At 70.2% G+C, this 15,088-nt stretch carries 12 protein-coding genes; 6 read left to right on the top strand and 6 right to left on the bottom strand.

The window, feature by feature from the left end:
• The 3 genes from HMPREF0731_RS05385 to HMPREF0731_RS05375 form a co-directional block, all read right to left on the bottom strand.
• On the bottom strand, nucleotides 1–629 hold a 629-nt coding region (locus tag HMPREF0731_RS05385), incomplete at its 3' end, for an urease accessory protein UreD (protein WP_007003030.1).
• A 33-nt stretch (nucleotides 630–662) separates the two neighbouring features.
• Complete coding sequence (locus HMPREF0731_RS05380) at nucleotides 663–1,589, bottom strand: response regulator transcription factor (RefSeq protein ID WP_007003029.1); 927 nt, start codon at nucleotides 1,587–1,589, stop codon at nucleotides 663–665.
• Nucleotides 1,582–4,917, bottom strand: coding sequence for a hybrid sensor histidine kinase/response regulator (locus HMPREF0731_RS05375; protein WP_007003028.1), 3,336 nt, complete (start codon nucleotides 4,915–4,917; stop codon nucleotides 1,582–1,584). The genes HMPREF0731_RS05380 and HMPREF0731_RS05375 overlap by 8 nt, the downstream gene beginning before the upstream one ends.
• Nucleotides 4,918–5,091: 174 nt before the next feature.
• Between HMPREF0731_RS05375 and urtA the strand changes: the two genes are divergently transcribed.
• From urtA to urtE, 5 genes are all read left to right on the top strand, one after another.
• Entirely contained in the window at nucleotides 5,092–6,336 is a 1,245-nt protein-coding gene (gene urtA / locus HMPREF0731_RS05370; protein ID WP_007003027.1) for an urea ABC transporter substrate-binding protein, read from the top strand.
• Between the two features lie 84 nt (nucleotides 6,337–6,420).
• On the top strand, nucleotides 6,421–7,977 hold the full coding sequence (gene urtB, locus HMPREF0731_RS05365) for an urea ABC transporter permease subunit UrtB (protein WP_007003026.1): 1,557 nt from the start codon (nucleotides 6,421–6,423) through the stop codon (nucleotides 7,975–7,977).
• Nucleotides 7,974–9,074, top strand: coding sequence for an urea ABC transporter permease subunit UrtC (gene urtC / locus HMPREF0731_RS05360; RefSeq protein ID WP_007003025.1), 1,101 nt, complete (start codon nucleotides 7,974–7,976; stop codon nucleotides 9,072–9,074). The genes urtB and urtC overlap by 4 nt, the downstream gene beginning before the upstream one ends.
• Nucleotides 9,071–9,808: an urea ABC transporter ATP-binding protein UrtD gene (gene urtD, locus HMPREF0731_RS05355; RefSeq protein ID WP_007003024.1), complete on the top strand. Its 738-nt coding sequence runs from the start codon at nucleotides 9,071–9,073 to the stop codon at nucleotides 9,806–9,808. The genes urtC and urtD overlap by 4 nt, the downstream gene beginning before the upstream one ends.
• 3 nt (nucleotides 9,809–9,811) lie before the next feature.
• On the top strand, nucleotides 9,812–10,504 hold the full coding sequence (gene urtE / locus HMPREF0731_RS05350) for an urea ABC transporter ATP-binding subunit UrtE (protein WP_007003023.1): 693 nt from the start codon (nucleotides 9,812–9,814) through the stop codon (nucleotides 10,502–10,504).
• 135 nt (nucleotides 10,505–10,639) lie between these two features.
• Here the strand turns inward: urtE and HMPREF0731_RS05345 are convergent, their stop codons facing one another.
• The gene (locus HMPREF0731_RS05345) at nucleotides 10,640–12,172 is read right to left on the bottom strand and encodes a UxaA family hydrolase (RefSeq protein ID WP_007003022.1); all 1,533 of its coding nucleotides are present in this window, start codon (nucleotides 12,170–12,172) and stop codon (nucleotides 10,640–10,642) included.
• 171 nt (nucleotides 12,173–12,343) lie between these two features.
• Between HMPREF0731_RS05345 and HMPREF0731_RS05340 the strand changes: the two genes are divergently transcribed.
• On the top strand, nucleotides 12,344–13,333 hold the full coding sequence (locus tag HMPREF0731_RS05340; RefSeq protein WP_007003021.1) for a sialic acid TRAP transporter substrate-binding protein SiaP: 990 nt from the start codon (nucleotides 12,344–12,346) through the stop codon (nucleotides 13,331–13,333).
• A 36-nt stretch (nucleotides 13,334–13,369) separates the two neighbouring features.
• On the opposite strand, the gene HMPREF0731_RS05335 is transcribed toward HMPREF0731_RS05340, so the two are convergent.
• Nucleotides 13,370–14,095, bottom strand: coding sequence for an ABC transporter ATP-binding protein (locus HMPREF0731_RS05335; RefSeq protein WP_007003020.1), 726 nt, complete (start codon nucleotides 14,093–14,095; stop codon nucleotides 13,370–13,372).
• Nucleotides 14,092–15,088 (bottom strand): FecCD family ABC transporter permease (locus HMPREF0731_RS05330; RefSeq protein WP_007003019.1); only part of this gene is annotated, 997 nt, incomplete at its 5' end. The genes HMPREF0731_RS05335 and HMPREF0731_RS05330, both read right to left, overlap by 4 nt.

The following is a 15,088-nucleotide window of genomic DNA, read 5'->3' as shown; positions in this document are numbered from 1 at the left end:
AGCAGCAGCAGGGCGGTGGCGCCGGCGCCGCCGAAGCCGAAGGGGCGCGCCAGCGCCGCCTCCGGCGCGTCGAAGCTTGTGGCATCGGCCCAATGCAGCCGCCCGCCGCGCCAGAGCCGCCAGGAATCGAAGAGCGCGCCGCTCTGCATCGCCTCGCCGCGCGCGGCGCGGCCGAAGACCAGCATCTCGGCCGCCAGCAGCCGCGCGCCCGGCGCCAGATGCGCGCGCATGCGCCGCTGCAGCCGGGCGCCGTCGAACAGGATGGTCTCCTGCGGCAGCCATTCCAGCGTGGCGCCGTCCTCGACATGCAGCTCGGTCTCGATGCAACTCGGCTCGCCCAGGCTGCGATACAGCTTCTCGGCCGCCGGGGTGGTCAGGGTCGCGGCAGCGTCTGCCTCGATCCGCGCCAGGGTGGAGAGACTGTCGCCGCCGGCCAGCCCGCCGCCGACATTGACCAGAGCGGCCTCCGGCCAGGCGCCGGGCTCGGGGCGCGGGAACAGCACGCGCAGCGGCGCCGCCTGGTAGAGGTGGCGCAGCCGCGCGCCACCCTGCGGGGCGGCGGGGTCGGCGGCGAAAAGCAGCTCGGCGCGGCCATGGGCGCGCTGGTGGCGGGGCAAAGGCAGGCTCATCGGCGCGCCGCCATGCAAAGCCTGGGCCGCGCTTCAGCCATGGCCCAGCACCCGCACCGCCAGCGCCGCGGCGGCGGCGCGGTTCTCGACGCCGAGCTTGGCGAAGATGCCCTCCAGATGCTTGTTCACCGTGCGCGGGCTCATCACCAGGATCTCGGCGATGTCGCGATTGGCCTTGCCGCGGCCGATCCACAGCAGCACCTCCGCCTCGCGCGCCGTCAGGCCGAGGCGGTCGCGCAGCACGCTTTCCTCCCGCCCCGGCGCCAGGGCGGTGACACGCAGCAGCAGCTCCTCCGGCCCGATCTGGCCGACATGGTGGAACTCCACCTGCCGCCCATCCGACAGCGCCACGGGCGGGAGGCGCGGCGCCTCGCCCTCGGCCAGCGGCAGCCAGCCGGGCAGGCGCAGCAGCAGCGGCGAGTCCTCATCCTCCGGGCAGGTGGCGCGCAGCAGCGCGCCGGCCTGCGGCGTGGCCCAGAGCACCGCCCCCTCGCGGTCCACCGCCAGCAGGTAGCGCCCGGCGACGTCGAGCGCCGCATGCGCGCTGCGCGTCAGCCGCGCATTGGCCAGATGCGCGCCGATGCGCGCCAGCACCTCGTCGGGTGCCACGGGCTTGATGACGTAATCGACGCCGCCGGCATCGAAGCCGCGCACCACATCCTCGCTCTCGGTGAGCCCGGTCATGAAGATGACGGGCACCGAGATCAGCGCGGCGTTGCGCTTCATGCGGCGGCAGGCCTCGAACCCGTCCATGCCGGGCATCACCGCGTCCATCAGCACGATGTCGGGGGTGATGCGCTCGATCACATTCATCGCGGCGGCGGCCGATTGCGCCACCAGCACCATGTAGCCGGCGCCCTCCAGCGTGTCGTTCAGCAGGCCCAGCGTGCCGGGCGCGTCATCCACCACCAGCACGATGTCCTTGCGATCGGCGGCACGCTCGGGAAGGCGGTCAGGCATCGGGGGCCTCCTGCGGCAAGGCGGCCAGGAAGGCGTCCAGCCGGTACTCGGAAATGTAGCCGCGCAGCTCGGCGATGGCCGGCGCGGCCTCGGGCGCCTCGCGCTCCAGCGTATCCAGCCGCTCGCGCAGGCCGCCGACATAGCCGATGGCGGCGAGCTGGCGCAGCCCGGTGGCCTGGGCGGCGGTGAGCCGCGCCGTGCCCGGCGCCGGCAGGGCAGGGGCGGGATCGGCGAAGGTCCAGGTGACACCGAGCAGCGTGCCAATCTTCTCGAGCAAAGCGGGGAGCGAGAGCGGCTTCGGCAGCACGTCGTCATGGTGCTGGCCCTCGCGCGGCGGGGCCAGTTCCAGCGCATTGGCCGAGACCATCAGGATCGGCACCCGCTCCCCCTCGGCCTCGCGCAGGCGCTGCGCCAGTTCCCAGCCGGTCATGCCCGGCATGGCGATGTCGAGCAGATAGAGATCCGGCGCTTCCTGCCGGGCGAGGGCCAGGCATTCCGCGCCATCCGCGGCCTCGCGCACCACGAAGCCCAGCGGTTCCAGCAGGTCGCGCACCAAAGCGCGGTGCGCGGCATCGTCATCGGCCACCAGCACGCTGAGCGGGCGCTGCGCATCCTGCCGGCCGGTGATCGGGCGCTCGGCCTCCACCGGGCGCAGCGCCTTGCCGGAGAGCAGCAGCCGCACGCGGAAGCGGCTGCCCTCGCCGAGCCGGCTCCACACCGCGATGTCGCCGCCCATCACCTCGACCAGCGTCTTGGTGATGGTGAGGCCGAGGCCGACGCCGGGGGTGGAGGGGGCGTGCGAATTGGCGCCGCGCTGGAACGGCTCGAAGATGCGGGCGAGGTCGTCCTCGGCGATGCCGATGCCGGTGTCGATCACCTCGATCTCGGCGACCTCGGAGCGGAAGCGCAGCCGCAGCGTGACGCCGCCGGCGCGGGTGAACTTGATGGCGTTGGAGAGCAAATTGATCAGGATCTGCCGCAGCCGGCGCTCATCGGTGTGCACGACCTCGGGCATGCGCTCGGGCGGGTCGAAGGTGAAGGCGATGCTCTTCGCCTCCGCCTGCAGCCGCAGCATCTGCACGATCTGGTCGAGGAATTCGGGGAAGCGGATCTCGTCGCGATACAGCTCGATCCGCCCGGCCTCGATCTTGGAGATGTCGAGCAGCCCCTCGATCAGCGCCGCCAGATGCTCGCCGCTGCGGCGGATGGTGCGCAGCCCGTCGCGTCGCCGCTCGGGGATGGCGGTGTCGCGCTCCAGCAACTGGGCGTAACCCAGGATGGCGTTCAGCGGCGAGCGCAGCTCATGGCTGATGCCGATGACGTAGCGGCTTTTCGCCATATTGGCGGCCTCGGCCGCTTCCTTGGCTTTTTGGAGCGCGGCGTCGGTGCGCTGATGGGCGCGGATCTCGCTCATCAGCAGGCTGGTCTGGCGGCGGGGTTCCTCCTGCGCGACCAGGCGGGATTGCCGCGCCAGCACCAGCGCCCAGGCGGTGATGCCACCGATCACCAGCAGCACGAAGAAGGCCTTCCAGAAGGCGGTGTCGAGATGCGCGCTGGCCGGCGTCTGCGCCCTTATGCCGAGGAAGACCAGCGAGATGGTCGCGGCAAAGGACAGAAAGACCAGCATGAAGGAGCCGACCGGCGTCAGCAGCGCGGCGATCACGCCCTCCGGCAGGGCGGCGCGCAGCGGTGTCATGATCTGGGCCGAGAGCCGCGCATGCGGCTTGCAGCCATCGCCGCAGCGCGCATCGAGCGAGCAGCAGAGCGAGCAGATCGGGCCCGTATAGACCGGGCAATAGGCCATGTCGCGCGGCTCGAACTCGTGCTCGCAGATGACGCAGTGCAGGCCGCTGCGCTGTGCCCAGGCGGCGCGCGGCTTGCGCGCCAGGTAGTAGCGGCCGCCGGTGGCCCAGGCGATGGCGGGCGCGGCGGCGAAGGCGATGCCGAAGGCGATGAAGGTGGACATGGCCTGGGCCAGCGCGCCGAGAAACCCGTAATAGGCGACAAAGGAGCCTATCACGGACAAAAACATGGCGCCGACGCCGACGGGGTTGACGTCGTAGAGATGCGCCCGCTTGAACTCGATGCCCTTCGGGCTGAGGCCGAGCGGCTTGTTGATGGCGAGGTCCGCCACCAGCGCGCCCATCCAGGCGGCGGCGACGTTGGAATAGACGAACAGCACCTGCTCGATGGTGTTGTAGACGCCGAGCTCCATCAGCAGCAGGGCGACGGCGATGTTGAACACCAGCCAGACCACCCGCCCCGGATGGCTATGGGTCAATCGGGAAAAAAAATTGGACCAGGCGAGGGAGCCGGCATAGGCGTTGGTGACGTTGATCTTGATCTGCGACAGCGCCACGAAGACCGAGGTGACGATCAGCACCAGGGTGGGCGAGGCCAGAAGATAGCCAAAGGCCAGGCGGTACATCTCGGCCGGCTGCACGGCTTCGGCCACCGACAGCCCGGCGCGCAGCGCGGCATAGGCGAGGAAGGAGCCGGCCAGCAGCTTCAGCACGTCGAAGGCGATCCAGCCCGGGCCGCCGGCCAGCAGCGCGCCCCACCAGACCCAGGGTTTCTGGCGCTCCCGCGGCGGCAGGAAGCGGATGTAGTCCACCTGCTCGCCGGTCTGGGTGATCAGCGCGAAGAGCACCGAGGCGGCGGCGCCGAAGGCCAGCAGGTTGAAGCCGCCGGTGCCGCGCTCGCCTTCATATTGCGTCCAGCCCTCGATCCAGTCCGGGTTGGCGACCAGCAGCGCGACCAGCGGCATCACGTTCAGCAGCAGCCAGACCGGCTGGGTCCAGGTCTGCACGCGGCTGATGAAGCTGATGCCATGCGTGACCAGCGGCACCACCACCACCGCGCACAGGATATAGCCGAGCCAGAGGGGCACGCCGAAGAAGCTGTCGAGCATCGCCGCCAGGATCACCGCCTCGATCCCGAAGAAGATGAAGGTGAAGCTGGCATAGATCAGCGAGGTGACGGTGGAGCCGATATAGCCGAAGCCGGCGCCGCGGGTCAGCAGGTCGATATCCACCCCCGCCCGCGCCGCGGCGTGGCAGATCGGCAGGCTGGCCAGGAAGATCAGCACCGAGACAAACAGGATGGCGGCGACGCTGTTGGTGAAGCCATGCGCGACCGTCAGCGCGCCGCCGATCGCCTCCAGCGCCAGGAAGGAGATCGAGCCGAGGGCGGTGTTGGCCACCCGGAAGGCCGACCATTTGCGCGCGCTCTCCGCCGTGAAGCGGAGCGCGTAATCCTCCATGCTCTCATCGGCCACCCAGCGATTGTAGTCGCGCCGGATGCGCAGGATGCGCTGGCGGGTCGCCATGCGGGGTGGTGGTCCTGGCCTGCTCTCGGGGTAGGGCGAGAGTGGGGCCGGCGGCCGGCCGGGGTCAAGCGCGCCCCGCCTACGTCATTTGACGTATAACGCCCGGGCTCACGCCAGGGCGAGGATCGGCGCCATGCGGGGCGGCAGCGCCCGCCTCCCCAGGAGAAGCGATCCATGACCCAGAGGCTTATCGTCTCCCGCCGCGCCCTGCTGGCCGGCGCCGCCGGCGCGCTGGCCATGCCGGCCATCCGCCCCGCCTTCGCGCAGGGCGCGCCGATCAAGGTCGGCGTGCTGCACTCCCTCTCCGGCACCATGGCGATCAGCGAGACGGCGCTGCGCGACACGGTGCTGATGATGGTCGAGTGGATCAACAGCCAGGGCGGGCTGCTCGGCCGCAAGGTCGAGGCGGTGGTGGTCGACCCCGCCTCCAACTGGCCGCTCTTCGCCGAGAAGGCGCGCGAGCTGCTGCAGGTCCACAAGGTGGATGTCACCTTCGGCTGCTGGACCTCGGTCTCCCGCAAATCCGTGCTGCCGGTCTATGAGGAGCTGAACGGCCTGCTCTTCTACCCGGTGCAGTATGAGGGCGAGGAGCAGTCGCGCAACGTGTTCTACACCGGCGCCGCGCCGAACCAGCAGGCGATCCCGGCGGTGGAATATCTGATGAGCGATGATGGCGGCGGCGCCAAGCGCATCGCGCTGCTCGGCACCGACTATGTCTATCCGCGCACCACCAACCGCATCCTGCGCGCCTTCCTGAACTCCAAGGGCATCGCGGATGCCGACATCATGGAGGAATACACGCCCTTCGGCCATTCCGACTGGCAGGGCATCGTCAGCCGCGTCAAGCGTTTCGCCGGCGAGGGCAAGAAGACCGCCATCGTCTCGACCATCAATGGCGACGCCAATGTCCCCTTCTACCGCGAGCTGGGCAACCAGGGCATCAAGGCGGAGGATATCCCCTCCGTCGCCTTCTCGGTGGGCGAGGAGGAGCTGGCCGGCATCGACACCAAGCCGCTGGTCGGCCACCTGGCCGCCTGGAACTACTTCATGAGCGTCGACAGCCCGGTGAACACCGAGTTCAAGCGGATGTGGGCGGCCTACATCAAGAACGACAAGCGCGTCACCAACGACCCGATGGAGGCCACCTATACCGGCTTCCGCATGTGGGCGCAGGCGGTGGCCAAGGCCGGCACCACCTCGGTCGATGCGGTGCGCACCGCCATGTATGGCCAGAAGGTCGACGCGCCCTGTGGCTACACCGAGGAGATGTTCGACAACCACCACCTGTCGAAGCCGGTGATGATCGGCGAGATCATGGAGAACGGCCAGTTCAACGTCGTCTACAAGACGCCCACCGCCATCAAGGCGGAGAACTGGTCGCCCTTCATCCCCGAGAACGCCAACCGCCGCCGCGGCTGAGCCTGTCAGCGCCGCGCCGGGGTGGAGAACCGCCCCGGCGCGGTCGCATGTTTGCGCAACGGCACGCGGCCGCCGGAGGGTGCGATGCGATACCTGTTGGTCCTGTTGCTGCTGCTCGCCCTGCCGGCGCGCGCGCAGGACGGTTTCACCGCCGCGCTGCCCGGCCTGGCCGGCAATTTCGCCGCCCAGGCCGAGGCGGTGGAGCGGCTCGGCGCGCTGGGCGATCCGCGCGCCTTGCCGCTGCTGCAGGCGCTGGCCGATGGCCGGCTGCAGAAGCGCCCCGACGGCACGCTGCTGATCCGCGAGGGCGAGGCGCTGCGCGACGCCGCCACGGGCGAGGCCGCCAGCGGCCCGGCCGAGACCATCCGCATCAACAACCGCGTGCGCGGTGCGCTGCGCGGCGCTTTCGGCCGGCTGCAACTGCTCTCGCCGGTCGAGGCGGAGCGGCTGGCGGCGGCCGAGGGCCTGTTCCGCAGCCGCAGCGCCGAGAATGTCACGCTGCTGGAGGATGCGCTGGGCCGCGAGGCCTCGCCCCGCGTGCGCCCGGCGATGGAGCTGGCGCTGGCCGCCTCGCGCCTCGCCGCGCCGGAGGAGAGCGCCAAGCGCCAGGGCATCATCCTGCTCGGCGGCTCCAACTCGCCGGCGGCGCGGGCGGTGCTGCTGGAGGCGCGCGCCGCCAATGCCGCGCTGGCCGAGGAGATCGACCAGGCCGTCGCCGCCATCGACCGCCGGCTGCAGCTGAAGCGCATGGCGGAGACCGCCTTCCAGGGCCTCTCCCTCGGCTCCATCCTGCTTCTGGCCGCCCTTGGCCTGGCCGTCACCTTCGGCGTGATGGGCGTCATCAACATGGCGCATGGCGAGATGGTGATGCTCGGCGCCTACACCACGGTGGTGGTGCAGGAGGCGCTGCGCGGCATCCCGGCGCTCGCCCCGCTCTCCCTGCCGCTCTCCGTGCCCGCCGCCTTCCTGGTGACAGCGGCGATCGGCGTGGCGCTGGAGCGCGGGTTGATCCGCCACCTCTATGGACGGCCGCTGGAGACGCTGCTGATGACCTTCGGCGTCGGCATGATCCTGCAGCAATCGGTGCGGCTGATCTTCGGCGCGCAGAATCGCGAAGTGGTCAGCCCGGCCTGGATGCAGGGCACGCTGATCCTGCCCTTCGGCATCGAGGTCACGCAGAACCGCCTCTGGATTATTTTTTTCAGTCTGGTTGTGCTGGGGCTGACGGTCGCTGCCATCCGCTTCACCCGCTTCGGGCTGGAGATGCGCGCCGTGGTGCAGAACCGCCGCATCGCCGCCACCATGGGCATCCGCACCGGGCGGGTCGACGCCATGACCTTCGCCTTCGGCTCCGGCATCGCCGGCATGGCCGGCGTCGCGCTCAGCCAGATCGACAATGTCTCGCCCAATCTCGGCACCGGCTACATCATCGACAGCTTCATGGTGGTGGTGTTCGGCGGTGTGGGCTCGCTCGCCGGCACCATGATCGGCGCCTTCACGCTGGGCATCGTCAACAAGATGCTGGAGCCCTGGGCGGGCGCGGTGCTGGCCAAGATCGCCGTGCTGGTCGGCATCATGCTGTTCATCCAGCGCCGGCCGAAAGGTCTGTTCGCGCTGAAGGGAAGGGCCGCCGAGCAATGAGCGCCTCTCTCTCCGTCCCGCAGCGCCTGCGGCCGGACCCCAGGACCCTCCTGCGCGGCCTGCTGCTGGCCGGGCTCGCGGTGCTGGCGCTGCTGCCGGTGCTGAACCGGCTGCCGCCGGATGCCGCCCTCTATGTCTCCGACTTCACCGTGTCCGTCTCGGGAAAGTGGATCTGCTACGCCATCCTGGCGCTGGCGATCGATTTGGCCTGGGGCTATGCGGGCATCCTCTCCCTCGGCCATGGCGCCTTCTTCGCGCTCGGCGGCTACGCCATCGGCATGCATCTGATGCGGCTGATCGGCCCGCGCGGCGTCTATGGCCATCCGGTGCTGCCGGATTTCATGGTCTTCCTCGGCTGGACCGAGCTGCCCTGGTACTGGTGGGGGTTTTCCAGTTTTCCCTTCGCCTTCACCATGGCTTTGGTGGTGCCGGGGCTGCTGGCGGGTCTGGTGGGCTACCTCGCCTTCCGCAGCCGCATCACCGGCGTCTATCTCTCCATCATCACCCAGGCCATGACCTATGCGCTGATGCTGGCCTTCTTCCGCAACGACATGGGATTCGGCGGCAATAACGGCTTCACCGACTTCAAGGAGCTGCTCGGCCTGCGGCTGAACACCGCCGAGGCGCGCGCCGCGCTGTTCTACGCCGCGTTGCTGGCGCTGGCCGGCGCGCTGCTGCTCTGCCGCCACGTCACCCGCTCCAAGCTCGGCCGCGTGCTGGTCGCGGTGCGCGACGCCGAAAGCCGCGTGCGCTTCCTGGGCTATGACACGGTGCGGGTGAAGCTTTCCGTCTTCGTGCTCTCCGCCATGCTGGCGGGGCTGGCGGGGGCGCTCTACACGCCGCTGGTCGGCATCATCAACCCAGGCGAGTTCAGCCCCGGCAACTCGATCGAGGCGGTGGTCTGGGTTGCCGTCGGCGGGCGCGGCACGCTGGTGGGCGCGCTGGTCGGCGCCTTCTCGGTCAATGCCATCAAGACCTGGCTGACCTCCTTCGCGCCGGATCTCTGGCTCTTCGTGCTGGGCGGGCTGTTCGTGGCGGTGACGCTGTTCCTGCCGCGCGGCCTGGTCGGGCTGCTGCACAAGGGAGAGGGCAAGTGAAAGGCGCGCGCCTCTATCTCGACGGTGTCTCGGTGGTGTTCGACGGCTTCCGGGCGCTGAACAATCTCTCCCTCATCGTCGAGCCCGGGGAACTGCGCGCCATCATCGGCCCGAACGGCGCCGGCAAGACGACGATGATGGACATCATCACCGGCAAGACGCGCCCCACCGCCGGCACCGTCACCTTCGGCGAGCGCGACCTGACCAAGCTCGACGAGGCGACCATCGCCAATCTCGGCATCGGCCGGAAGTTCCAGAAGCCCACCGTCTTCGACGCGCTGACGGTGTTCGAGAATCTGGAGCTGGCGCTGAAGGCGCCGCGCGACCCCTGGTCCTGCCTGCGCTGGGTACTCTCCGGCGAGGCACGGCGGAAGATCGAGGCGGTGCTGGAGGAGATCGGCCTGGCCGAGCGCGCCGCCGACCGCGCCGCCATCCTCTCCCACGGCCAGCGGCAATGGCTGGAGATCGGCATGCTGCTGATGCAGGAGCCGCAGCTTCTGCTGGTGGACGAGCCGGTGGCCGGCATGACCGACCAGGAGACCGAGCATACCGCCGCCCTGCTGCGCCGCATCGCCGGCAGCCGCAGCGTGGTGGTGGTCGAGCACGACCTCGAATTCGTCCGCGCGCTGGGCGAGAAGGTGACGGTGCTGTGCGAAGGCTCGGTGCTGTCCGAGGGCAGCATCGACCATGTGCAGAACGACCCGCGCGTCATCGAAGTCTATCTGGGGCGCTGAGCCATGCTGCGTGTCGAGAACATCGATCTCTTCTACGGCGCCAGCCGGGCGCTGCGCGGCGTGTCCCTCGGTGCCGATCCTGGGGCCATCACCTGCGTGCTCGGGCGCAACGGGGTCGGCAAATCCTCGCTGATGCGCGCCATCGTCGGGCTGGAGCGCATCAAGGGCGGGCGGATCATGTGGGAGGGCAGGGATGTCTCCGCCCTCTCCGCCGCCGACCGGGCGCGCGCCGGCATCGGCTATGTGCCGCAGGGGCGGGAGATTTTTCCGTTCCTCACCGTGCGGGAGAATCTGGAGACGGCGCTGGCCGCCGCGCCACGCGGCTCCAAGGTGCCCGATGACGTGTTCGAGCTGTTCCCGATCCTGAAGCAGTTCCTGCGCCGGCGCGGCGGCGACCTCTCGGGCGGGCAGCAGCAGCAGCTGGCCATCGCCCGCGCGCTGACCGCGCGGCCGCGCCTGCTGATCCTCGACGAGCCGACCGAGGGCATCCAGCCCAATGTCATCAAGGACATCGCGCGCGTCATCGCGCTGCTGGCGAGAAGCCGCGACATGGCCGTGGTGCTGGTCGAGCAGTATTACGAATTCGCCCGGGAACTGGGCGACCAGCTGGCCATCATGGTGCGCGGCGAGGTGGCGCTTGCCGGGCTGTCCGGCTCGCTCGACGAGGAGGCGGTGCGGCGGTTGCTGACGGTTTGAAGGTCTTTCGTTCTTTTTTGAAAAAAAGAACCAAAAAACTTTTTTCAGAAAGCGTCCCGCTTCAGGCCTGAGGCGGGACGCCAAACTGAAAAAAGTCTTTTTGCTTCTTTTTCTTCAGAAAAAGAAGTTTCTTTCTTACATTGTTGCGCCGATCGGCCAGGGTGCGAACTCCGCCGCCCCGAAATCATACTGCTCGCTCTTGGTCCGCTCGCCCGAGGCGACGCGCAGGATCAACTGAAAGATACGCTCGCCGCATTCCTCGACGCTTTCGCGCCCCGAGAGGATGGTGCCGCAATTGACGTCCATATCCTCCTCCATCCGCTCATACATCGCCGAATTGGTGGCGAGCTTGATGGAGGGCGCGGGCTTGCAGCCGAACACGCTGCCGCGCCCGGTGGTGAAGCAGACCATGTTGGCCCCCCCCGCCACCTGGCCGGTCGCCGCCACCGGGTCGTAGCCGGGCGTGTCCATGAAGACGAAGCCCTTCTCGGTGACCGGCTCGGCGTAGTTGTAGACCGCCGTCAGGTTCGTGGTGCCCGCCTTGGCCATGGCGCCGAGCGACTTCTCCAGGATGGTGGTCAGCCCGCCCGCCTTGTTGCCGGGGGAGGGGTTGCTGTTCAGCTCGGCCTGGCCGCGCTCGGCATACTCCTCCCACCAGCGCATCAGCCCGACCAGCTTCTCGCCGACCGCGCGGGAGGTGGCGCGGCGGGTCAGCAGGTGCTCGGCGCCATAGGTCTCCGGCGTCTCGGACAGGATGACGGTGCCGCCATGCCGCACCAGCAGGTCAGACGCCGCGCCCAGCGCCGGGTTGGCGGTGATGCCCGAATAGCCGTCCGAGCCACCGCATTGCAGGGCGATGGTCAGGTGGCTGGCGGGCACGCTCTGGCGGTGCACCTGGTTGGCCTCGGCCAGCACCTCGCGCACGAAGGCGATGCCGGCCTCCACCGTCTTGCGGGTGCCGCCCATCTCCTGGATGTCCATGTTGCGCAGCCGGCCGGCCAGATTCTGCTCCTGCAGAAGGCCGGAGATCTGGTTGACCTCGCAGCCCAGCCCGATGGCGATGACATGGCTGAAATTGACGTGCCGCGCATAGCCGGCCAGCGTCCGCCGCAGCAGCCGCAGCCCGTCATTGTCGCCCATGCCGCAGCCGGTCTTGTGCGTCAGCGCGACGACGCCGTCGACATTGGGGAACTCGGCCAGCGGGTCGGAGCCGGTGAAGGGATTGCGCTTGAAGGCATCGGCGATCATCGAGGCGACGTGGGCCGAGCAGTTCACGCTGGTGACAATGCCGATGTAGTTGCGCGTCGCCACCCGCCCATCCGGGCGGACGATGCCCTGGAAACTCGCCGGCTGCGGCACATACAGCGTGGGCTTCGCATCGGCGCCCCAGGCATAGTCCTTGTCGAAATCGCCCATGCCGCAATTCTGGGTGTGCACCCAGTCGCCCGGCGCGATGGGTTGGGTGGCGAAGCCGATGATCTGGCCATAGCGCTTCACCGCCTCGCCCGGCGCATGGGGGCGGATCGCCACCTTGTGCCCGGGCGGGATGCGAACGGCGGTGGCGATGCCGGGCGCCACCGGCGTGCCCTCCGGCGCGGCGCGGCGGGCGATCATCACGCTGTCCTCGGGGTGCAGGCGGATGAAGGGTGTCTCGGACAGGGCATCCATCGTCTTGTTTCCTCCAGGGGGCGGTCATCCTAGGCCCGGCGCCGCCGGCACGGCCACCCCCGCGCGCCGGGACGTCAAGCGCCAGCCAAGCCTCTTGCGCAACGAAATCGCCCCCCGCCATAGTGTCATCATACAAGGAGCGGCGCCATCAAGGCGCCGAGGGGGAGAGGAATGATCCGAGCGATCCTGGCCAGCGCGGCGCTCGCCGCGGGGATTCTGTTCGGCACCCAGGCCGAGGCGCAGCAGCGCCTGCGCTGGGCGCATGTCTACGAGACCAACGAGGCCTACCACACCGAGGCGCTGTGGGCCGCCCAGCAGATCCGCGAGCGCACGCAGAACCGCTGGAACATCGAGGTGTTCCCGGCCAGCGCGCTGGGCAACGAGCCCACCATCAACCAGGGCCTGACGCTCGGCACGGTGGACATCATCTACACCGGGGTCGCCTTCGCCGGCGCCACCTACCGGCCGATCTCGATCAGCAACGCGCCCTACATCTTCCGCGACTACGGCCATTTCGCGGCCTACCGGCAGAGCGAGCTGCTGCGCGAGCTGATGGCGGGCTATGACCGGCAGACCGGCCACACCTCGCTGGCGCTGACCTATTACGGCGCCCGCCACCTGACGGCGAACCGCGCGCTGAACCGGCCGGAGGATCTGCGCGGCATGAAGCTGCGCGTGCCGCAGGCGCCGCTGTTCCTGATGTTCACGCGCTCGGTCGGCGCCAACGCCACGCCGATCGCCTTCGCCGAGGTCTATCTGGCGCTGCAGCAGGGCACGGTGGACGGGCAGGAGAACCCGCTGCCCACCATCCAGGCCAAGAAGTTCTACGAGGTGCAGAGCCACATCATGCTCTCCGGCCACATCACGGAGAGCCTGCTGACCATCGTCGGCCGCTCCACCTGGGCGCGGCTGAACGAGGCCGACCGCGCGGTGTTCCGCGAGGTGCTGGCCGAGGCCTCCAACCGCGCCAGCCGGCAGATCCGCGAGGCCGAGCTGGCGCTGCCCGACTGGTTCCGCCAGCAGGGCCGCACCGTCATCACGCCCGACCTGGCCGCCTTCCGCGCCGCCGCCCTGCCGCTGCACAACGAGCAGGCCGCCGGCGCCGGCTGGACGCGCGAGCAGTATGACCGGCTGCAGGCGCTGACCTCGGCCGGCAACTGAACCGTGCCGGGCGGGCGGCGCGCGCCGCCCGCCCGCTCAGGCGGGGGCCAGCGGGATGACGCAGGGCAGCCCGTCGCGCGCCGGGCGGATCTCGGCCACCACGCCGAACACCGTCTCGACCAGGGCCGGGGTCAGCACCGCGGCCGGGGCGTCGCAGCACAGCAGCCGCCCCTCCCGCAGCACCGCGATGCGGTCGGCGCAGCGCGCCGCGGCGTTCAAATCGTGCAGCACCACCAGCGCCGGCAGGCCGCGCGCCCGCGCCAGGCGCCGCACCAGCTGCAGCACATGCAGCCCGTGGCGGATGTCGAGCGCGCTGGTCGGCTCGTCCAGCAGCAGCGCCTCGGGCGCGCCGGCCAGCAGCTGCGCCAGGAACACCATCTGCCGCTGCCCGCCCGACAGCGCCGCCAGCGGCCGCTCGGCCAGGGCGGCGATGCCGATCTCCTCCAGCGCGGCGGCGGCGGCCAGCAGGTCCGCCTCCGCCACCACGGCGCCGAGCTGCCGCAGCCGGCCCAGCAGCACCACCTCCAGCACCGACAGCGCGCCGCCGGTGGCGCCCTGGTCTTGCGGCATGTAGCCGGTGCGCGCCGGCGCCACGCGCCGCCCGCCATGCGGCAGCAACCCGGCCAGGGCGCGCAGCAGGCTCGACTTGCCGCTGCCATTCGGCCCGAGCAGCGCCACCACCTCGCCCGGCGCCACGGCGAGGTCCAGCCCGTGCAGGATGGGCTGCCCGCCCAGCCGCAGCGTGAGCGCCTCCGCCCTCACCAATGCCGCCTCCGCACCGAGAGGATCAGCCACAGGAAGAAGGGAATGCCGATCAGCGCGGTGACGATGCCGATCGGGAACACCGCGCCGGGGGAGAGCGTCTTGCTGGCCACCGAGGCGGCGGAGAGCAGCAGCGCGCCGCACAGCGCGGCGCCGGGCAGCAGCAGGCGCTGGTCCTCGCCCAGCAGCAGCCGGGCGATGTGCGGCGCCACCAGCCCGACGAAGCCGATCGTGCCGGTGAAGGCCACCGCCGCCGCCGTCAGCAGCGAGACGATGCCGAAGGCGCGCAGCCGCAGCGCCGCCACCTTCACCCCGAGCCCGGCCGCCCGTTCCTCCCCCAGCCGCAGCGCGGTGAAGGCCCAGGCATCGCGCAGCAGCAGCGGCAGGGTCAGCGCCAGCACCAGCGCCACCAGGCCGAGCTTCGTCCAGCTCGCCCTCAGCAGGCTGCCGAACAGCCAGAAGACGATCTGCGCCAGCGCCTCGGGCGAGGCCAGGTATTGCAGCAGGGATTGCAGCGCCTGGAACAGGAACAGCAGGGCGATGCCGGCCAGCACCAGCATCTCCGCCCCCGCGCCGCGCAGCCGGCCGATGCCGGCGACCGCCGCGCAGGCCAGCAGCGCGAAGAGGAAGGCCATCAGCGGCACGCCCACCGCCTCCGGCCAGGGGAAGGCGGCGGCGGCCACCACCGCCAGCGCCGCCCCGAACCCGGCCCCCGCCGAGACCCCGAGCGTGTAGCTGCTGGCCAGCGGGTTGTTCAGGATGGTCTGCATCACCACCCCCGAGACGCCGAGCGCGGCGCCCACCACCAGCGCCATCAGCGCCATCGGCAGGCGGATGGAGAACAGGATGATGCGCGTGGTCGGGTCGGCCTCCAGCCCGAGCAGGGCGCGCGCCACCTCGGAGAGCGGCAGCAGCGCCGGGCCGGTGGCGGCGTCCACCACCAGCGCCAGCAGCAGCGCCGCCGCCAGCAGCGCCAGCACCGCGAGCCGCCGG

The organism is Pseudoroseomonas cervicalis ATCC 49957, assembly GCF_000164635.1.
Taxonomy (GTDB): domain Bacteria; phylum Pseudomonadota; class Alphaproteobacteria; order Acetobacterales; family Acetobacteraceae; genus Pseudoroseomonas; species Pseudoroseomonas cervicalis.
This window is presented reverse-complemented; position numbering and strand designations above follow the sequence as displayed.